Below are 19,933 nucleotides of genomic sequence, written 5' to 3' on the forward strand. Positions count from 1 at the left end.
GGAGCGGGGCGCGTGCATGCTCGACTTTACCAGTGCGCTGTACCTGGGCATGCGCCATCCGGCGGCTACGCTGGCGCCATGGAGCAGCCTGACCCAGGGCCAGCCGGCCGCGCTGCAGGAGCCGCCAGGCGCGCAAACCCTGGCAGCAAGCCTGGCTGCGCTGCAAGGCTGCGAGGCCGCTTGCGTGCTGCCGTCGACCCTGCACCTGTTCTGGGACCTGTTCGGCATGCTCGCTGCCGAGCGGCTGGTGATCCTCGTCGATGGCGGCAGCTACGCCATCGCGCGCTGGGGCGCCGAGCGGGCGCAGGCGCTGGGCTTGCCCCTGCGCATGTTTCCCTGCGGCGAGATGGCGGTGCTGCGGCGCCTGGCGGCGGACTGGGGCCGGCAGGGACGGCGTCCCCTGATCCTGGCCGATGGCTATGTGCCGGGCAGCGAACAGGTCTTGCCGCTGGCCAGCTACGCGGCCCTGGCGCGCCAGGGGGGCGGCTATCTGCTGCTCGACGACACGCAGGTGCTGGGCGTGATGGGCACGGCTGGTGGCGGCTCGGCGCGGCTGCATGGCTTGCCGGGCGGCTACGACAAGGGGGGCGGTCACCTGATCGTCGGCGCCTCGCTGGCCAAGGGCTTTGGCGTGCCGCTGGCCGTGCTGGCCGGCAGCGGCAACTTGCTGCGGCGCTTCGCGGCGCACAGCCAGACGCGCGTGCATGCCAGTCCGCCTTCGGCAGCCGTGCTGGCGGCGGCGCGGCGCGCCCTGGCGCTCAATGCGCGCCATGGCGACGCCCTGCGCGCCAGGATGGCGGAGCGGGTGGCGCAATGGAGGGCGGGGATGGCGGCGGCCGGCATCGCCTGCCAGGGTGGCAGCTTTCCCGTGCAGCGCCTGCCCGGCCGCGCCCATTTGCAACAGGTCTTGCGCGCAGCGGGCGTGCTGTCGCTGGCGCAAGCGGGGGACGGTCCCGGCGCGCTGACTTTTCTGCTGCGAGCCGACCAGACGTCGCGGCAACTGGAGCAGGCGATGGGCTTGCTTGTACATCACATCAGGAGGCGATATGAACGAAGCGTTTGAAATGCTGCCCTTTGCGGGGCAGCCGGGAGCGGCCGGCGAGCAGGAATGGCAGGGGGAGTGGTCGCCAGAGTGGTCGCAGGAGTGGCAGGGGGAAGAAGAGGGCGAGGCCGAATGGGAGGGCGAGCGCTGGCCCCCCGGTGGCGCGCGCGGGGGCATGCGCAGCGGCGGGCTGCGCGCGCGGCCGCCCCTGCGCGGACAGCGCCGTCCCGCGCCGCCGCGCTACCAGGCGAATCCGGCGCGCAGGCCGCCGCGTCCCGCACCGCCGCCCTTGCCCTATCTGCCGCCGCGCTACCGGGGCTGGGGCGGCTATGTGCCCCTCTACCCGACCCTCTATCCGCAGGCCTATCCCGTGGCGGAGCCGGCGTTTGGCGACCAGCCGGAGCCGGAGCCGGCCATGGATGCGGGCCAGGGACAGGATCAAGGGCAGGACCAGGGCCAGGACGATGACGGGCAACAAGGTGAAATCCCGCCCACCCTGGCCGGCACCATGGGCCGGGTGCCGGAAGCGGCCGCCTTGACCTACCAGGCGCTGGGGACGCTGGCCAATGCGCTGCGCGACCCGAATGGCCGCGGCCCGGGCCTGTATGTGATCGAGTTCGATGCGGGCGGAAGGCGCCGCGCCTACAGCGGCCAGACGGACGATCTGCACCGGCGCCTGCTGCAGCACCGCCTGTGCGGCCAGATGATGGGCGTCGACGTGAGCGGGCATCAGGTGTACGTGGCGGCCCTGTCCTCGGCGGCCCAGCGGCGCCGCATCGAGCAGCGCATCCACGACGACATGTTCGCCAACCAGCGCGGCGTGCTGACGAACCAGCGGCGCGAACTGGAACTGGCCGTGCTGGGCGAAATGTGGAACTGACGACAGCCCGTTCACTACTGCGAAGGAGTGCACCATGCATCAACTTGAATGTGAATGCGCGCAATGCCGCCAGCGGGCCGGCGCCGCGTTTGAAGTGCTGGAGTTTGGCGAAACCTGGTCCGGCAAGGGGAGCGCCCCGGCCCTGTTCAGCGAAGAGGAAGAGTTGCAGCTGGCCATGGAACTGCTGGAAGTGTCCAGCGAGGAGGAGCTGGAACAGTTTCTCGGCAACGTATTCAAGAGCGTGTGGAAGGGCGTCAAGAAGGTGGGTGCTACCATCGCCAAGGTGGCCAAGCCCCTGGGCGGCGCCTTGAAGGCCGTGGCCAAGACGGCCTTGCCCTTTGTCGGCGGCGCCCTCGGTTCGATGATACCGATACCGGGCGTGGGCACGGCGCTCGGTTCGGCCCTGGGGCGCGCCGCCAGCAATGCGCTGGAACTGGAGATGGAAGCCGCAGCGCCGGCCGACCGCGAACTGGAGCTGGCGCGCCGCTTCGTGCGCATCGCGGGGCAGGCGGCGCGCCTGGCGGCCGACGGCGACGGCAGCGCGCGCGCCGTGGAAAGCGCGCTGACGCGGGCCCTGCACCAGCAACTGCCGCACTTCCGTTCGGCCGCGCCGCAGGGCGAGGCGGAGAGCGGGCGCTGGCGCCGGCGCGGCAACCGCATCGTCGTCATGGGCGACTGGCAATAGCGCGGCAAGATGATCATCGACTGTCATTGCCATGCGGGACCGGGCGACGGCTTGAGCGGGCCGTGGGACAGCGATGCGCCGCTGCAAGCCTATCTGCGCCGCGCGCAGGCGGCCGGCATCGCCCGCAGCGTGCTGTTCGCCACCTTCCACTCCGATTACGCCATCGCCAACCATGGCGTGGCGCGCCTGGTCGCCTCCGATCCGCAGCGTTTCTACGGTTTTGCCTTCGTGCATGCGCGGCGCGACCGGGGCCGCGTCATGGACGTGGTCCGCACGGCCGTCGAGCGCTATGGCTTTGTCGGCATCAAGGCGCACCGCCTGGATGCGCGCATCAGCGGCGAAGTGTGCGACGCGGCCCGCTTCTTCGGCTTGCCCGTGCTGTACGACCCGGCCGGCGAGGTGGCCGTGGCCGAACTGCTGGCGCAGCAGTATCCCGACGTCGCTCATCCTGCCCCATCTGGGCAGCTTCGGCGACGACTGGGCGGCGCAGCTGGCGCTGATCGACCATCTGGCGCGCCACCGCAACATCCATGCGGACAGCTCGGGCGTGCGCCGCTTCGACTTGCTGCAGCAGGCCGTGCGCCGCGCGGGGCCGCACAAGGTCCTGTTCGGCTCGGATGGCCCCTGGCTGCATCCGGGGCTGGAATTGCACAAGATTCAGCTGCTGGGCTTGCCGCCGGCCGATGCGGCTTTGATTACGGGTGGCAATTTCTTGCGGCTGGCGCGGCTGGCTTGAGGCAGATCAAGGCGCGGCCGGCGGAATCGCAATCGTAGCGGCAGTCGCGGCTGGCGTCGCGTAGGCGGCCGCCTTGCGGCGTATCTGCAAGGCGCGGTCCGTCACGCCCAGGCGGGCGGCGGCGCGCTGGTTGTTGCCGTGTTCCTCGGCCAGCACGAGGCGGATGGCCATGTCGGTGGCGCAGCGCGCGATGTGCGACAGCTTGCAGCCCTGGGCCAGGGCCCGCCGCACGGCCGCTTCGAAGTACTGGTCGGGCCAGGGCGGGGCCAGCAGCCGTTCTTCGGGGGGCAGGGCGCCGATGGTGATGGGACCGGGGCCGCAATGGCGGTGCCAGATGCGCGTGACGGTCTGGCGCAGCTCGCGCACATTGCCCGGATAGTCGCGCAGCAGCAGGTATTCGCGCACGGCGGCGTCCAGCGGGGGCGGCGGCTGCTGGGCCAGCTCGGCGAGGAAATGCCGGGCCAGCGGCAAAATGTCGTCCTGGCGCTCGCGCAGGGGCGGCGTCTGGCAACGCCAGCCGGCGATGCGGTAATACAGGTCGGCGCGGAAGGCGCCGCGCGCCACCTCGTCTTCCAGTGCGCGGTTGGTGGCGCAGACGAGGCGAAATTGCGTCGGTTGCCAGGTATTGCCTCCCACGCGCTTGTATTTGCGTTCCTGGATGGCGCGCAGCAGCTGCGCCTGCAGGGGCAGCTGCAGTTCGCCCACTTCGTCGAGGAAGAGCACGCCGCCGTCGGCCAGGGCGAAAGCGCCGTCGCGCGGTGCCGCCGCCCCCGTAAACGCGCCCCGTTCATGGCCGAACAGTTCGCTGCCAGCCAGTTCCGGCGACAGGGTGGTGCAGTCGAGGATGGTGAAGTCGCCCCGGCAGTTGCCCAGGCGGTGGACCAGTTGCGCCAGTAAATCCTTGCCCGTGCCCGTCTCACCCGTGATCAGCATCGGGGCCTGGCTGAAGGCGGCCATTTCCACCACCTGGTGCAGCAAGGCGCTCCAGGCTGCACTGTCGCCTACCAGCTGCTGGCGCACGGCGCCCGACGCCAGCAGCTGCGCCACAGCTTGCCAGCGCTGCAGGCGCGCCAGCACCTGGCCCGCATCGACGGCGCCTTTCGGCCACAGCAGCACATCGAGCGCACCAGCGGCCATCAGGGCCCGCTGTTGCGCGCAGCTGGGGGGCTGCTCGCAGGCGGCGATGGCCAGCACGCGGGCATGGCTGCACAGCGCCGGCAGCGCTTGCAGCAGCGCCGTATTGGCTTCGGCGAACAGCACGATGCCCGTTCCATCTTCTTCGCCATCGTGCCGCCGGGCTATAGTTACCTGAGCCTGCTTCAAGGCCGCCGCCAGCATGGCGCCACTGCCAGCCGCCGCCTGCTGCATGATTTCCAGCCACACCTTGAGCGTCATAGGCCTGCCGTCACGATGGCACGAGTCGCCCATCTTAGAAGCCCGATACCCCAGCCGTTTGATCTGGCGCAAGCGTGCGCGCTGGCCCACAATGAAAAACGCCGCCTGATTTGCATCAGGCGGCGCCAGTGAGCGCGGTTCCAGCAACGTCATCAAGCAACGTCACGAGAATGGCTAAAAACGTTCAGGGCAAGGCGCATTGCCGAAGACAGTACGAATAGTACGGCTAGGCAATGCAACGCCGCCATGGACGATTTTTAGGCGTTCTCATCCATCTTGACGCAGTCGACGAAGTAGCCGCGCTTGCCATCGACTTCGCGTTTCACGAGGCCATGCACATCCGTCTCGAAGCCGGGGAAGCGCTCGTTGAAGTCGCGTGCGAAGCGCAGGTAGTCGACGATGGTCTTGTTGAAGCGCTCGCCCGGGATCAGCAGCGGAATGCCCGGCGGGTACGGCGTCAGCAAGATGGACGTGATGCGGCCTTCCAGTTCGTCGATGGCCACGCGTTCGATTTCGCGGTGCGCCATCTTGGCGAACGCGTCCGACGGCTTCATGGCCGGGATCATGTCCGACAGATACATTTCCGTCGTCAGACGGGCCACATCGTAAGCCTTGTAGAAATCGTGGATCTGCTGGCACAGGTCGCGCAAGCCCATTTTTTCGTAGCGTGGGTTGGCCGCCGCAAATTCCGGCAGGATGCGCCACATCGGCTGGTTCTTGTCGTAGTCGTCCTTGAATTGTTGCAAGGCCGTCAACAGGGTATTCCAGCGGCCCTTGGTGATGCCGATGGTAAACATGATGAAGAACGAGTACAGGCCGCATTTTTCAATGATGACGCCGTGCTCGGCCAGGTACTTGGTGACGATGGACGCGGGGATGCCCGTGTCGCCGAACTGGCCGTCCAGCGACAGGCCCGGGTTGACGATGGTCGCCTTGATCGGGTCGAGCATGTTGAAGCCGGGAGCGAGGTCGCCGAAACCGTGCCAGTCATCTTCGGCGCGTATCATCCAGTCTTCCTGCTGGCCCATGCCTTCGTCGTTGAAGCTGGCCGGACCCCACACCTGGAACCACCAGTCCTGGCCCCATTCCTGGTCGATCTTCTTCATGGCGCGGCGGAAATCGAGCGCTTCCATGATCGATTCTTCCACCAGGGCCGTGCCGCCCGGCGCTTCCATCATGGCCGCGGCCACGTCGCACGAGGCGATGATGGAATACTGCGGCGAGGTCGAGGTGTGCATCAGGTAAGCCTCGTTGAAGGCGTCCTGGTCCAGCTTGACCGTGTCCGATTCGCGCACGAGGATTTGCGAGGCCTGCGACAGGCCGGCCAGCAATTTGTGCGTGGACTGGGTCGAGAAGATCATCGATTCCTTGGCGCGCGGACGGTCCTTGCCGATGGCGTGCATATTCTTGTAGAAATCGTGGAAGGTGGCGTGCGGCAGCCACGCTTCATCGAAGTGCAGGGTGTCGATCTTGCCGTCCAGCATTTCGCGCAGGGTTTCCACGTTGTAGATCACGCCATCGTAGGTCGATTGCGTGATGGTCAGGATGCGCGGCTTCTTGTTTTTCGCTTCGCGCGCGAACGGATTCGCCTCGATCTTGCGGGCAATGCTTTCCGGCGTGAATTCATGCAGCGGGATAGGGCCGATGATGCCCAGGTGATTGCGCGTCGGCATCAGGAACACGGGAATGGCGCCGCACATGATGATCGAATGCAAGATTGACTTGTGGCAATTGCGGTCGACGACGACGATGTCGCCTGGCGCCACGGTCGAATGCCACACCATCTTGTTCGAGGTCGAGGTGCCGTTGGTGACGAAATAGCAATGGTCGGCATTGAAGATGCGCGCCGCATTGCGTTCCGACGCGGCGACAGGACCCGTATGGTCGAGCAGCTGGCCCAGTTCCTCGACGGCGTTGCAGACGTCGGCGCGCAGCATGTTTTCACCGAAGAACTGGTGGAACATCTGGCCGATCGGCGACTTCAGGAAGGCCACGCCGCCCGAGTGGCCAGGGCAGTGCCACGAGTAGGAACCGTCGTTGGCGTAGTGCACCAGCGCGCGGAAGAACGGCGGCGACAGGCCATCCAGGTAGGATTTCGCTTCGCGGATGATGTGGCGCGCGACGAATTCCGGCGTATCTTCGAACATGTGGATGAAACCATGCAGTTCGCGCAGGATATCGTTGGGAATATGGCGCGAGGTGCGCGTTTCGCCGTACAGGTAAATAGGAATGTCGGCGTTCTTGTAGCGGATTTCCTCGACGAAGGCGCGCAGCGACTTCAAGGCGTGATCGGTTTCCTCGATGGAACCGGCGCCGAATTCTTCATCGTCGATCGACAGCACGAAGGCTGACGCGCGCGATTGCTGCTGGGCAAATTGCGACAAATCGCCGTAGCTGGTCACGCCCAGCACTTCCATGCCTTCTTTTTCCATTGCGGCGGCAAGGGCGCGAATGCCCAGGCCGGACGTATTTTCAGAACGGAAATCCTCGTCAATGATGACGATGGGGAAACGAAATTTCATGCATGTCTCCAAAAAAGCAAGCCGCCCCTGACAGATGTGAAGGGGCGGACTAGGGCGCGACGGTCAGGCGGTAGTGCAACCCGGCAGCCGCATAAAAAAAATAAGAACGGGATTCTCGCAGAAATGCGGCCTCTGCGGGAAAAAAATATCGCCCCAAAGCGCCACAAGCTTGCGCTAGCGTGACGCAACGGTGTGACAGGGGTATTACAGCAACATTCTGTTAATCAACATCAACCTTATCAGGCTTTGCGTTGCAAGGTGACAAAGGCGTAAGGCAGGCCGGATTTCTCCGAAACATGCGCTTCGCGCGCGGTTTCTTGCCACACGGCATGATCCACGGCGGGGAAAAACGCGTCGCAATCAAAGGTCTGGCCGATTTCCGTGACGATCAGGCGCTGCGCCAGGGCCAGCGACTGTTTATAGATGTCGGCGCCGCCGATGACATAGCCTTCGGCGCCGTCCAGCAGGGCGATGGCCGCTTCCAGCGACGGCGCCGCTTCCACGCCTTCATGGCGCCAGTCCGGATTGCGCGTGATGACGATGTTGCGGCGGTTCGGCAGCGGGCGGCCGATGGAATCGAAGGTCTTGCGGCCCATGAGGATGGGGTGGCCCGTCGTCAAGCGCTTGAAATGCGCCAGGTCTTCCGGCAATTTCCACGGCAGGGTGTTGTCGATGCCGATGCCGCCTTGCTGGTCGGTGGCGACGATGATGGTCAGTAAGCTCATTGGTTCTGTGAAAAAGGTGGGGGCGAGGCCCGATGCCCGTCATTATCGTTGAAATTGCCGGCAGCCTCCAGATGCGCACGCATGGCATGCGCCAGCGCGCCCGGTGCTTCCAGCGGGATCATGTGGCCCGTGTTGTCTTTCAGCAAGTGCAAGGTGGCTTGCGGCAGGCGGGCGGCCATGGCGCGCAGGTCGTCGGGATCGACGAGCTTGTCGTCTTCGGCGCCCACGATCAGCACGGGGAAATCGAGTTCCGGCAAGCGCGCCATCAGGTCGGGACGGTCTATCGTGGTGAGAAATTGCGCCAGCAGCACGTCCTTGCCCAGGTCCAGCCCCATCTGCCGGATCAGGCCCGTGATGGCGCCGTCCTGCAAGTGCGACGGGTGCAGCAATTCGCGCAGGCGCTGGCGCGTGATGCCCGTATAGGCATTGCGCTCGAGCATGGCGACGATGCGCTGGCGCGCTTCGATTTCCGCCGGCAGCAAACCTTTGGCCGAATTGGCGATCAAAGTGAGGGATTTCACACGCTGCGGGTGCGCCAGCGCGTGTTCGAGCGCCAGGTAGGCGCCCAGCGAAAAGCCCACCAGATGGGCTTGCGGAGCGCTGTGGCTGGCGATCATCTGCTGCATCTGCGGGCGCGTGCGCGCCTGGTGCAAGGGCACGTGCCGCAGCTCAAAGGCGTCGCCCAGGGCAGGCGCCAGGCGCGACCACAGGCGTGCGTCGCACAGGGTGCCAGGAATGCAGTCGAGTCGTATATTGATCAAGGACAAACCTAGTGTGAAAAATTTTTGTCGAGCGGCATTATCCGTCATTTTGCGCATGGGGACAGCGGCACGATTTTTCCGTATGGCATTATTTTCAATAGTGCGCGGCTGGCAAGCCGGAACTTTATGGTAGGCTCATGGCTCATCAAGCCGGCGTGCCGGCGACGTGACCTGAAACACCGAATGCAACCCCTACATTAAAGAGGAATTACCATGGCGATCAGTTTGCAAAAAGGCGGCAATGTCAACCTGAGCAAGGAAGCTCCCGGCTTGAAGAAAATCGTGATTGGCCTGGGCTGGGACCCGCGCGCCACCGATGGCGCCGCTTTTGACCTGGACGGCAGCGCTTTCCTGCTGAAAACGGATGGCAAGGCCCGTTCCGATGCCGATTTCATTTTTTATAACAACCTGAAGTCGGCTGACGGCTCCATCGTCCACGCGGGAGACAACACGACCGGCGGCGGCGACGGCGACGACGAGAAAGTGGCCGTCGACCTGGCCAGCGTGCCCGCCGACATCGACAAGATCGCCATCGCCGTCACGATCCACGACGCGGAAAACCGCAAGCAGAACTTCGGCATGGTGGGCAAGGCCTACATCCGCTGCCTGAACGGCGACAACGGCGCGGAAATCGCCCGCTACGACCTGTCGGAAGACGGCTCGACGGAAGCGGCCATGATCTTCGGCGAAATCTACCGCGCCGGCAGCGAATGGAAATTCAAGGCCATCGGCCAGGGTTTCAAGGGCGGCCTGGGACCACTGGCACGCTCGTTCGGCATCAACGCCTAAGAGCTCCGGAAAACGGCCCATGGCGGCGTTGCGTCACCTCGCCGTACTATTCGTACTGTCTTCGGTGACGCGCCTTGCCCTGAACCGTTGTCCGAAGCTCTTTTAGCTTTGTATAGAACCCAAAACGGCAGTCCATGGCGGCGTTGCGCCGCCATGGACTGACTGTACATTCGTACTGTCTTTGGACGACGCGCCTTGCCTTGAGCCGTTGTCCGAAGCTCCCACACCTGAATAAATAATTGCATGGAAAACCTGATCAAGGGGCAGCGCCTGGCGCTGTCCGGCCTCGTCACGGGCAACGTCGTGCAACTGGGACTCGCCAGCGCTGGCGTGCCGCTGGACTTTGCCTGTTTCGGCCTCGACGCCAACGGCAAGCTGTCCGATGACCGCTACATGACTTTCTTTAACCAGCCGCGCACGCCGTGCGGCGGCGTGGAAGCGGCGGCGCCGTCCGGCGATGCGGCCGGTTTCAGCTATCAGCTGGACCGCTTGCCTGCCACCATCGAGCGCCTCGTCGTCACGGCCGCCATCGATGGCGCGGCCACCATGGCGCAGCTGGGCAGCGGCTACCTGCGCTTGCAGGACGGCGGGCGCGAGCTGGCCCGCTACACGTATGCGGGATCTGATTTTGCGCAAGAAAAAGCCGTCATGCTGGGCGAGTTCTACCGCAAGGACGGCGGCTGGCGCTTCATGGCCGTGGGCCAGGGTTTCAATGGCGGCCTGGACGCTCTGGTTGCCCATTTCGGCGGCGAAGTGGCGCAGGCGGCAGCGGAGCCGGCGCCGCCGCCAAAAATTTCCCTGTCGAAAATCTCGCTGACCAAGGCGGGCCAGACGCACAAGGTGTCGCTGCAAAAGGGCGCGGGCGCGCCGGGCAAGCTCACCGTCAAGGCCAGTTGGGTCGATAACGGCGATGGCGACGACGATAATGACGACCTCGATTTAAGAGTCGGCATCCTCTTGCCGAACGGCCAGATGCGCTTCATCCAGGCGCCCGATACGCCGGGCAGCTTCGACGTCATGCCGTATGTGCGCCACCTGGGCGACGTGGCGGGCGCATCGGGCAAGGAACCGGCCACGGAAACGGTGGAAGTCAATCCCGCGCTGGCGCAACAGTACGGCGGCACGGTGGGCCTCGTCTTCAGCGTGTATTCGGCGCTGGCCAATGGCGCCGTGTCGGTCGCTTCCATGCGGCCGAAGATGGTCATGCAATATGGCGAGCAGATCGTCGAGTGCGCGTTCGACTTCCGCCTGTCCAAGGCGGCCGAGGACGATTCCGTCTACACCTATGTGATCGGCATGGCGCGCATCACGCCCGACAGCATCATCCTCGAACCGTCCGGCAAGACGTCGGAACCGGGCAGCGAAGCGACGCCGTGGCTGAGCTGGCAGGGCGAGAACTTGCAACTGGCCTTCAACGGTCCCGTCGTCTTCAAGGGCGAGGACAAGGAAGACGAAGATGATTTCAACGCGGACAATCCGCGCCGCTATATCGCCTAGGAGGCACTGATGGAAACCTTGTCCAAGGGACAGCGCTTGCCGCTGGCCAATCTCGTTCCCGACGGCGTGCTGCAGGTGGGCGTCGCTGCGCAGGGGCTGGCGCTCGACGTGGCCTGTTTCGGCCTCGACGCCAACGGCAAACTGGCCGACGAGCGCTACATGACCTTTTTCAACCAGCCGCGCACGCCGTGCGGCGGCGTGGAAGCGCGGGCCGGCAGCGGCGGCGACATGGCCGAGTTTGCCTTGCAGCTGGCGCGCTTGCCGGCCGGCATAGACCGCCTCGTCGTGACGGCGTCCATCGATGGCGGCGGCGTGATGTCGCAGCTGCAAGCCGGCCACGTGCGCCTGCAGGCGGGCGGACGCGAGCTGGCCCGCTTCGCTTTCGCGGGTAGTGATTTCGCGCAGGAAAAAGCCGTCATGCTGGCGGAAATCTACCGCAAGGATGGCGGCTGGCGCTGCATGGCCGTGGGGCAGGGCTTCAATGGCGGACTCGATGCGCTGGTGCGCCACTTCGGCGGCGAAGTCGACCAGGCTGCTTCTGCTGCCCCTGCGGCGGTTTCGGCCGTCATGCAGGCAAAGATCAACCTGGAAAAACGGGTTGAACGGGAAGCGCCGCAACTGGTCAGCCTCGTCAAGCAGGCGGGCGTGTCGCTGCAGAAAGTGGGTTTGCTTGACCACCGCGCCAAGGTGTGTCTGTGCCTGGATATTTCCGGCTCCATGGGCCGACTATATAAAGAAGGGCTGGTGCAGCGCTTTGCCGAACGCATCCTGGCCCTGGGTTGCAAGTTCGACGACGATGGCGAAATCGATGTTTTCCTGTTCGGCAAGAATGTCCACCATCCGGCGCCCATGGCCTTGAGCAACTGCAATACCTACGTGGGCCAGGCCATACAGCGCCATCCGCTGGAAGGCGATACGCGCTATGGCGCCGCCATGCAGGCGATACGCGCATTTTATTTCCCCGATGGCGCCGGCGGCGAGCGCACGCGGCCCGTCGCCGCGGAATTGCCCGTGTACGTGATGTTCGTCACAGATGGCGGCACCAGCGACCAGGCGACGACGGAGAAACAATTGCGCTGGGCCAGCCATGAACCGATCTTCTGGCAATTCATGGGCATCGGCAAGGGGCGCAAATCGAAAAGCAAGTTCCTCGCCGCCTTTGCCGATTCCGACTTCCCCTTCCTGGAAAAGCTCGACGAATTGCAGGGCCGCCTGGTCGACAATGCCAATTACTTTTCCGTCAGCTCGCCCGACGAGCACAGCGATGCGGAACTGTATGACTTATTGATGACGGAATATCCGGGCTGGCTGAAACTGGCGCGCGGCAAGGGCTTGCTGAGGTAGCGCAAAGGTGGCGCAAAGGTCATCGGATGAGGCTATGCGACCACAAGTGCGAGAGATTTGTAAATTGAAGTAAATAACAATGGTTCGCATTTGCTTTGCTCCTTGCAATCGTGGCATGCTTTGAGAATGTGCTCTCACGCTGCGGCGTAGTGCCTCATCCGTAGCGTCTCGATTATTTTTTAAGCAAATGCATAAAATCCTCTTTCACTGTCTGGCGGGCGGCAGCCTGCTCGTGTCCGGCGCCGCTGTCCAGGCGCAAACCGTCACCGGCGATACCGTCGTCAAGCCCGCACCGGCCAAGGCGACCGCCGTCGATGCTCCCGCTACCGTCAGCGTGACGGCCGAACGTCCCACGGGCCGCATCGACCGGCAAGTTTACGACGTCAAGTCCGACGTGGGCAGCACCAACGGCACGGCGGCCGATGCCTTGAACAATGTGCCTTCGGTGGCCGTCGACCCCGACGGTTCCGTGTCCTTGCGCGGCAGCAGCAATGTGCAGATATTGATCGATGGCAAACCGTCGGCCATGCTGCAGGGCGATTCGCGCGGCGCCACGTTGAACGCCATGGCGGCCGACGATATCGAATCCGTGGAAGTGATCAACAATCCCGGCGCCCAGTTCGGCAACGAAGCCGGTGGCGGCCCGATCCTGAACCTGGTGATGCGGCGCAACCGCAAGCCGGGCGGCTTTGCCACCGTCAACGCGAATGCGGGCATCGCCGGGCGCTACAACAGCTCCGTCTCCGGCACCTACAATGAAGGGCCGTGGGGCTACCAGGGCGGCATCAATGTGCGCCATGACGGCCGCAATTCCGTGGGCGAGGTCAGCCGTGAACGCCTGGACCGCGGCACGGGCGCCTTCGCCCCCAGCAGCCAGAGCTCCACCAACAATGGCTTGAACGATTCGCTGGGCTTGCACGGCACCGTCAATTACAACCTGAATGCCAACGATACCCTGGCCGCCAGCGTGTCGTACAACGGGCGCAGCAACGACCAGCGCTCGCTCGACCGGTATATCAACGGCGACAGCACGGGCAACACCATCGGCGACTATGTGCGCAGCACCGTGCGCAATGGCGACAGCCGCAACTACAGCTGGGGCGGGCGTTACGACCACAAGGGCGAGTTGCCTGGCGAAACCCTGAAAATCGACTTGCGCGTGTCCTCGTCGACCAACGAGAGCGACAGCGATTACGCGAATGCCTATGCGATCGCGCCTGTCAACGCGTTCGACAGCCGCGCGCGCCAGCACAGCGAGACGGGCAACCGCATCGTCGACTTCAGCGGCGACTACGAGCGTCCACTGGCGGGCGGCACGGCCAAGCTGGGCTACAAGGTGGCCGACAACAAGAGCAGTTTCGACACTTTATATACGGATATCAATCCGGCCAGCCTGGCCGAGACCGTCAATCCCATGCGCAGCAACCGTTTCGAGCTCGACGAGCGCACCATCGCGCTGTACGGCTCTTACCAGATGCGCCTGAGCGAACGCTGGGGCGCCCTGGCCGGCTTGCGCGCCGAGTACACGGACTTGAACGTGCGCCAGATCACCAGTGGCGTTGAGGCTGGCAACAATTACGTCAACTATATTCCCAGCCTGTTCGCCACCTATAAAGTCAGCGACGAGAGCAATTTGCGCTTCAGCTACGCGCACCGCATCCGCCGCCCGAATGCGGGCGATTTGAACCCCTACGTGGTCTACCGCGACGAGTTCAATGTGTCGGCCGGCAACCCGAAGCTGAAACCGACGCAGACGGATTCCTTCGAAATCGGCTATGAAACGAAGATCGCGGGCCTGGAAAGCAGCTTGCGCGCCTACCACCGGCGCGACACGGACGCCATCGTCGATTACCGCTATTTTATTAGCGACAATGTGCTGCTGACCACGCGGGAAAACGGCGAAGGCAGCCATTCGAGCGGCCTGGAATTCAGCGTCAGCGGCAAGCTGACGCCGTCCCTGACCCTGAACACGAGCGGCAACCTGGCGCGCAGCCAGCAGACGAGTTCCGACGACCTGGGCAACCGCAGCACGCGCACGGCCAACGCACTGAGCGGCCGCGCGCGCCTCAATTACCAGATCAATGCGGATAACCAGCTGCAACTGGCCCTGCAAATGCAGGGCAAGATGCTGTCGGGACAGGGCTACCGCTCGCCGAACAACACGCTGAACCTCAGTTTACGCCACACGGTGACGCCGCAATTGAGCCTGGTCATGAATGTGACCGATGTGTTCAGCAGCAACAAGATGGAAACCGTCATCAACAGCGCCTCGCTGCGCGAGACGAGCACGCGCCGCTTTGACGGCCGCATGATTTATGTGGGCTTGTCGTATCGGCTGGGCGGCGCCACGTCGGCGGCGAAGGAGGGCGAACGGGAGCCGCGCTTCGGTCCGCCGGGCGGACGGGGGCCAGGCGGACCCGGATCCGGTCCCGGTCCCGGCGGACCGGGCGGCGAAGCAGGCTAGGCCGCCCCCGCGATTTCGTGCAGGAAGTCGATGAAATCGTCCATATGGAGCTCGAAGCGCCATTCGCCTGCGCCATGTCTGGCGCGGTACACGGGCAAGTCGCCGTCGATGCTTCTTTCTTCCAGGTGCACGCAGTACGGGTCGCCGCCCGCATCGGCAATCACCACGAGCTTCGACTGCCAGCTCGCGATGTTGTGATGATGCACGGCATGGACGGCGTAGCCGTGCTGGGCCTTCACCAGCTCCGCCGCGCCGTACAGATGCAGGCCCTGCGGGAAGCGCTTGCCGTCGACATGCACGCGCAGCGGCGAATAGCATTCCAGGAAATGGCGGTAGATTTCCGGCAAGACCCATTGCGCGTCGATCTCGGCCATGTCCTTGGCGCTGGCCATGGTCAGCCAGTTCGACGGTTGCGCCAGGTCTTGCTCGCGCTGGCGCCGCAGCGCCAGTTTCCGCTCCAGGAAGGCGGCTGCTACTTGCAGGCGCGACCGCGGCTTGGCCAGCGTCTCATGCTTGGCGGGCGCCTTGTAGCCTGCACCGTCAGGGTAGCCGTCCGCTTGCCAGTCCAGCACGGCGCTTAGTCGCAGCTGCTCTGCCTTCCAGTGGCCGGGATCGGACGGCAAGTCCTGGTCAAACGGCTGGCGGCTGAACACGGCCAGGCTCTTGATCGCCTTGGCGCGCACTTCCAGCCTGGTGGCGCCGGACGCTGCCAGCGCCACCAGGGGCGCATACGCGTCCACGCCTATACTTTTCAGCAAGCCATCGACGCCCCAGTACGCCAGTGCGGGCTGCTCCAGTGCCCATGCGAAAAAGGCCGCATGTTGACTGCCTTCCACCAGATGCACGATATCCGTCATCAAAAAGGTGCGCCAGTGCAGCAGTTGTCCATCGCGCGCATACGCCGTCAGGATGTCGAGCACGGCCAGCCTGTCGTCCGCGGCATGCTTTTTCAGCAGCCGCTCTTTCAGCCTGGCGAACTTGCTGCCATCCGTTTCGTCAAACAGCTTGCGGTGCAGGGCTGCCAGCGGTGTGACCGCCATCAGACGGCCATCGCCGCCTTGATGGGCGCATGGTGTTCATAGCCTTCCAGCGAGAAATCCGACGGCTCGATCTTTTCCAGCCATTCCGGCTCGTACTTGCCCGTCTTCGCGTAGTCGGGCACGCGCTCGGAAATGACGAAACGGGGCGCCGGGAACGGCGTGCGCTTCAATTGTTCTTCCACCATGTCGAGGTGATTTTCATAGATGTGTGCGTCGCCGATGAAGTAGGTGAACCAGCGCGGCGTGTAGCCCGTCAGGCGCGCCACCAGGTGCAGCAGGGCGGCGCCTTCGGCGATGTTGAAGGGCGTGCCCAGGCCGATATCGTTGCTGCGTACATATAAACACAGCGAAATTTCGCGCGTGCTGGCGTTCGGGATGAACTGGTACAGCAAATGGCAGGCGGGCAGGGCAACAGCGTCCAGTACGGCCGGGTTCCAGCCGTGGAACAGGATGCGGCGGCTGCCCGGGTTGCTCATGATGGTGTCCAGGCATTCGCGCAACTGGTCGACGGCCTTGTACAGCAGCACTTTTTGCACGCCGTTCTCGACGATGGGGGCGACCAAGCTAAAGCCGTTCGCTTGCGCATCGGCGATCTGTGCGGGCTGGTCGGCGTCGAGCAGCTTATATGCGGGCCATTGGCGCCATTGCACGCCGTACACGGGGCCCAGGTCATCCTCGCCTTCGCGGTAGGGGTTGGCCAGCCATTGCGCGTTTTCATTGGCGTTCTGGTCCCAGACCTTGCAGCCCAGGGCGCGGAACTCGGCCGCGTTGCGCGAGGCGCGCAGGAAGGCGCACAGTTCGCCGATCACGGATTTGAAAGCCAGTTTCTTGGTTGTCACGGCAGGGAAGTTGCCGTTGGCCAAGTCGAAACGCATCATGGCGCCCGGCACGCTCAGGGTGCGGATGCCCGTGCGGTTGTCTTGCCAGCTGCCCGTTTCGAGCACGGTCTTGATCAAATCTTGATATTGCTGCATGTATTTCTCCAACGGTAAGGATGGTGATTGTAACGCAGGCGCGACAGGCGGGCCGCGGCCTACGCACATAATTACGCTGCCGTCTTACCTGCAAACATGACTCTGTGGTAATTTGTGTGTCCTTGAAGAAATACATAGAAACGGCAGATGCTGCACCATGTTCTTGCGACAATTTGTAAATAATAATAACGCCGCCGTGGTGGAGATGAGCAGGGCCGATTTTCTCAAGGCTAACCTGCGCCTGATCCTCGCCTGGCCCTTGCTGGGCCTGATCCTGTGCGCGGTATTGTGGACGGCCACCTTGCTGCAGCTGGAAGCGGAAAAGAAGGTGGCGCAGCAGCAGGCGCTCGACAGCGTGTCTTCCTTGTCGAAAGCATATGGCCAGTACCTGCTGCGCACCCTGGAGCAGATGGACCAGCTGACCTTGCAGCTCAAGTATGAATGGGAAAACTCGCGCGGCCAGCTGCGCCTCGATCAATTGAAAACGCAGGGCATGTATGCCTTGCCGCAATTTGCCATCGTCGCCATCCTCGACCGCAAGGGCCATCCCGTGACGGCCACGGCGCCGCTGCAGCGCCTGCGCGTCAACGAGCGCAGCGATTTCCTGTTGCGCCACTGGCGCAGCAATTCCAGCGCGCTGCGCATCGCGCTGGGGAGGGCCAGCGAGGCGGCCCCGTCAGCGCCAGGCGCCGGCGAAAGCCTCGTGCACTTCACGCGCCGGCTGGAAGACGAGGATGGCAATTTCGACGGCGTGCTGCTGATCTCCATCCATTCCAGCTATTTTTCCGAATTCTATAACAGTGTCAATTTTGGCAAGTTCGGCATGTCGGCCATGGTGGGCGAAGAGGGCGAGCTGTTCAGCACGCGCCTGGGTTCGCGCGTGCTGCCGACGCAGAGCGGCCAGGGCACGCCGTTTCTCGACACCAGCTTCCTGGAAACGGAAAGCGGCGCCCTGCATTCGGGCGGCAGGATAGCTTTTTCCGACAAGCAAAATCGCTATGTGGGCTGGCAGGCGCTGAAAGCCTATCCGTTTACGACCGTGGTCGGACTGTCGGACGGCGAAATGCTGCACCCCTACGAGGAAACGCGCACCATTTATATCGGCATCGCCCTGGCCGTCACCGTGCTGCTGCTGGCCTTTGCCGCCGTCGCCACCGTGCTGTCGCTGCGCCTGGCGTGGCGCCACCACCAGTCCGAAGGCGTGCGCAACGCCTACCGCATGGCCACCGAAGGCACGAGCGACGGCTTTTATATCATCGCCGCCCTGCGCGGCGCGGATGGCAGCATCCTCGACTTCGAGATCGTCGACTGCAACGAGCCGGGCGCCGGCTACTTCGGCGTGCGCCGCGAACAGTTGCTGGGCATGCGCCTGCAGTCGCGCGCCCACGAGCCGTATTTTCGCGACTTGATCCATAATTACCGGGCCGCCATGGTCTCCGGCTTTTCCGAGGAAGAGATCGAGTTGCCGGAAGGCAACCCCTTCAAGCTGCGCTGGATACGCCGGCGCCTGGTGCGCAGCGGCGACCGCCTGGCCGTCACCCTGCAAGACATCAGCACGGCCAAGGAGCACGAGCGCGACTTGCGCCGCCTGGCCAATGAGGACGGCTTGACGGGCTTGCCCAACCGCTACTGGCTGCAGCAATTCCTGCCCGGCGCCCTGGGCCGCGCCGCCATCGCGCGGCACATGCTGGCGCTGCTGTTCATCGACCTGGACGGCTTCAAGGATATCAACGACACGCAGGGCCACGCGGAGGGCGACAAGGTGCTGCGCGCCGCCTCCCTGCGCCTGAAGGCCGTGCTGCGGCCGGGCGACCACGTGGTGCGCCTGGGCGGCGACGAATTCGTCGTCGTGCTCGACCCGGTGGAGGACGACAGCCGCGCCGAGCAGGTGGCGCAGCGCATCGCCATCGCCTTCGACGAACCGTTTTACCTGGGCAGCGAACGCCACAAGATGGGCGCCTCGATCGGCATCAGCCTGTATCCGCGCGATGGCGCCGAGACGGAAGTGCTGCTGAAGAACGCCGACATCGCCATGTATGCCGTGAAAGTGGCGGGCAAGGGCCATCATCGCTTTTTCCAGCCGGAATTGTTCGAAACCATCCGCAACCGCCGCGAACTGGAACAAAGCCTGGTGGCGGCGCTGGAGCAGGATCAGTTCCTCGTCGTCTACCAGCCGAGGGTCGACGCCATGAGCGGGCAGCTGTGCAGCATGGAGGCGCTGGTGCGCTGGCACCATCCGCAGCACGGCATGGTGCCGCCGCTGGAATTCATTCCCGTGGCCGAGAGCAGCGGCCTGATTTCCCAGCTGGGCGAAGTCGTCATCGAAAAGGTGTGCCTGCAGATGGCGCGCTGGCAAGCCAGCGGACTGGAACTGGTGCCAGTCTCCATCAACGTCTCGGCGCGCCAGTTCGGCCGCGGCGACGTGCACCAGGTGCTGGCGTCCGCGCTGACGCGCCACCGCATTGATGCGCGCCTGATCGAGGTGGAAATCACGGAATCGGCCATGATGGATGAACAGAACCGCGCCGTGGAGCAGCTGTCCGCCATCCGCGCGCTGGGCGTGCGCCTGCTGGTCGACGATTTCGGCACCGGCTATTCCTCGCTGTCGCAGCTGCAGAAGTTCGCCATGGATGGCTTGAAGATCGACCGCGCCTTCACCATGGAGCTGGGCCGCTCGGAGCAGGGCGAAGTGTTCGTGCGCGCCATCCTGTCGATGGCGCATGCGCTGGGCATGAGCGTGGTGGCCGAAGGGGTGGAGACGCGCGAGCAGCTCGACATCCTGCGCACCCTGCAATGCAATGAGGTGCAGGGCTATTTCATCTCGCGCCCCGTGCCGGCGGAACAGATGCTGTCGCTGATGCATCAGCGCTTTCTGATACCGCTTCCAGCCTCTGCATTGGCACTGTAGAAGGTCGTATGCGCAAGAAAAACAACGCCGTTTCATAAAAAGAGCGAACGTTCGCTTTTTTCTAAAAAATATTATATGCTTCGCTCATGCCGTCAGTGAATTGGAGTTCACGGCGGCAAGAAAAGTGCAAGACGGGGCAGCTGGATATGCCCGCGATAGTGTGCCGAAGAC

Annotated in this window: 15 protein-coding genes; 9 read left to right on the forward strand and 6 right to left on the reverse strand. The window is 64.1% G+C overall.

Annotated features, from left to right (window positions below; translation table 11 throughout):
* Positions 1 to 16 precede the first annotated feature (16 nt).
* From OX460_RS03115 to OX460_RS03130, 4 genes are all read left to right on the forward strand, one after another.
* Positions 17 to 1,063, forward strand: coding sequence for an aminotransferase class I/II-fold pyridoxal phosphate-dependent enzyme (locus OX460_RS03115; protein WP_289897610.1), 1,047 nt, complete (start codon positions 17 to 19; stop codon positions 1,061 to 1,063).
* Positions 1,047 to 1,922 (forward strand): hypothetical protein, encoded by an 876-nt coding sequence (locus OX460_RS03120; RefSeq protein WP_289897611.1) that lies wholly within the window; start codon positions 1,047 to 1,049, stop codon positions 1,920 to 1,922. The genes OX460_RS03115 and OX460_RS03120 overlap by 17 nt, the downstream gene beginning before the upstream one ends.
* A 34-nt stretch (positions 1,923 to 1,956) precedes the next feature.
* Positions 1,957 to 2,607: a hypothetical protein gene (locus tag OX460_RS03125; protein ID WP_289897612.1), complete on the forward strand. Its 651-nt coding sequence runs from the start codon at positions 1,957 to 1,959 to the stop codon at positions 2,605 to 2,607.
* Between the two features lie 322 nt (positions 2,608 to 2,929).
* On the forward strand, positions 2,930 to 3,343 hold the full coding sequence (locus OX460_RS03130; RefSeq protein ID WP_289897613.1) for an amidohydrolase family protein: 414 nt from the start codon (positions 2,930 to 2,932) through the stop codon (positions 3,341 to 3,343).
* Between the two features lie 6 nt (positions 3,344 to 3,349).
* Here OX460_RS03130 and OX460_RS03135 read toward each other — a convergent pair whose 3' ends face one another.
* The 4 genes from OX460_RS03135 to OX460_RS03150 all read right to left on the reverse strand — a co-directional run bounded on the left by OX460_RS03135 (position 3,350) and on the right by OX460_RS03150 (position 8,746).
* Positions 3,350 to 4,738, reverse strand: a complete 1,389-nt coding sequence (locus tag OX460_RS03135) for a sigma 54-interacting transcriptional regulator (RefSeq protein ID WP_289897614.1) — start codon at positions 4,736 to 4,738, stop codon at positions 3,350 to 3,352.
* Positions 4,739 to 4,995: 257 nt separating this feature from the next.
* Entirely contained in the window at positions 4,996 to 7,260 is a 2,265-nt protein-coding gene (locus tag OX460_RS03140) for an arginine/lysine/ornithine decarboxylase (RefSeq protein WP_099667615.1), read from the reverse strand.
* A gap of 239 nt (positions 7,261 to 7,499) precedes the next feature.
* Positions 7,500 to 7,985, reverse strand: a complete 486-nt coding sequence (locus tag OX460_RS03145) for a dihydrofolate reductase (protein WP_099667616.1) — start codon at positions 7,983 to 7,985, stop codon at positions 7,500 to 7,502.
* Positions 7,982 to 8,746 carry an alpha/beta hydrolase gene (locus tag OX460_RS03150; RefSeq protein ID WP_289897615.1) on the reverse strand — a complete coding sequence of 255 codons (765 nt, stop codon included), beginning with the start codon at positions 8,744 to 8,746 and terminating at the stop codon, positions 7,982 to 7,984. Before OX460_RS03150 ends, OX460_RS03145 begins: the two co-directional genes overlap by 4 nt.
* Before the next feature lie 213 nt (positions 8,747 to 8,959).
* Between OX460_RS03150 and OX460_RS03155 the strand changes: the two genes are divergently transcribed.
* The 4 genes from OX460_RS03155 to OX460_RS03170 all read left to right on the forward strand — a co-directional run bounded on the left by OX460_RS03155 (position 8,960) and on the right by OX460_RS03170 (position 14,840).
* A complete protein-coding gene (locus OX460_RS03155; protein WP_099667617.1) occupies positions 8,960 to 9,535 on the forward strand; it encodes a TerD family protein in 576 nt (191 codons plus the stop codon).
* A 243-nt stretch (positions 9,536 to 9,778) separates the two neighbouring features.
* A complete protein-coding gene (locus OX460_RS03160) occupies positions 9,779 to 11,032 on the forward strand; it encodes a TerD family protein (RefSeq protein ID WP_289897616.1) in 1,254 nt (417 codons plus the stop codon).
* A gap of 9 nt (positions 11,033 to 11,041) precedes the next feature.
* Complete coding sequence (locus OX460_RS03165; protein WP_289897617.1) at positions 11,042 to 12,376, forward strand: VWA domain-containing protein; 1,335 nt, start codon at positions 11,042 to 11,044, stop codon at positions 12,374 to 12,376.
* A gap of 187 nt (positions 12,377 to 12,563) precedes the next feature.
* The gene (locus OX460_RS03170; protein WP_289897618.1) at positions 12,564 to 14,840 is read left to right on the forward strand and encodes an outer membrane beta-barrel family protein; all 2,277 of its coding nucleotides are present in this window, start codon (positions 12,564 to 12,566) and stop codon (positions 14,838 to 14,840) included.
* Here OX460_RS03170 and OX460_RS03175 read toward each other — a convergent pair.
* Positions 14,837 to 15,880: an SMI1/KNR4 family protein gene (locus tag OX460_RS03175; protein WP_289897619.1), complete on the reverse strand. Its 1,044-nt coding sequence runs from the start codon at positions 15,878 to 15,880 to the stop codon at positions 14,837 to 14,839. The two genes, OX460_RS03170 and OX460_RS03175, sit on opposite strands and share 4 nt — an antisense overlap.
* Positions 15,880 to 16,854, reverse strand: coding sequence for a thymidylate synthase (locus OX460_RS03180; protein ID WP_289897620.1), 975 nt, complete (start codon positions 16,852 to 16,854; stop codon positions 15,880 to 15,882). Before OX460_RS03180 ends, OX460_RS03175 begins: the two co-directional genes overlap by 1 nt.
* A gap of 205 nt (positions 16,855 to 17,059) precedes the next feature.
* On the opposite strand from OX460_RS03180, the gene OX460_RS03185 reads away from it, so the two are divergent.
* Positions 17,060 to 19,762, forward strand: coding sequence for an EAL domain-containing protein (locus OX460_RS03185; RefSeq protein ID WP_289897621.1), 2,703 nt, complete (start codon positions 17,060 to 17,062; stop codon positions 19,760 to 19,762).
* Positions 19,763 to 19,933: the final 171 nt, after the last annotated feature.

The sequence above is a fragment of the Janthinobacterium sp. SUN033 genome (assembly GCF_030397595.1).
GTDB lineage: Bacteria > Pseudomonadota > Gammaproteobacteria > Burkholderiales > Burkholderiaceae_D > Janthinobacterium > Janthinobacterium kumbetense.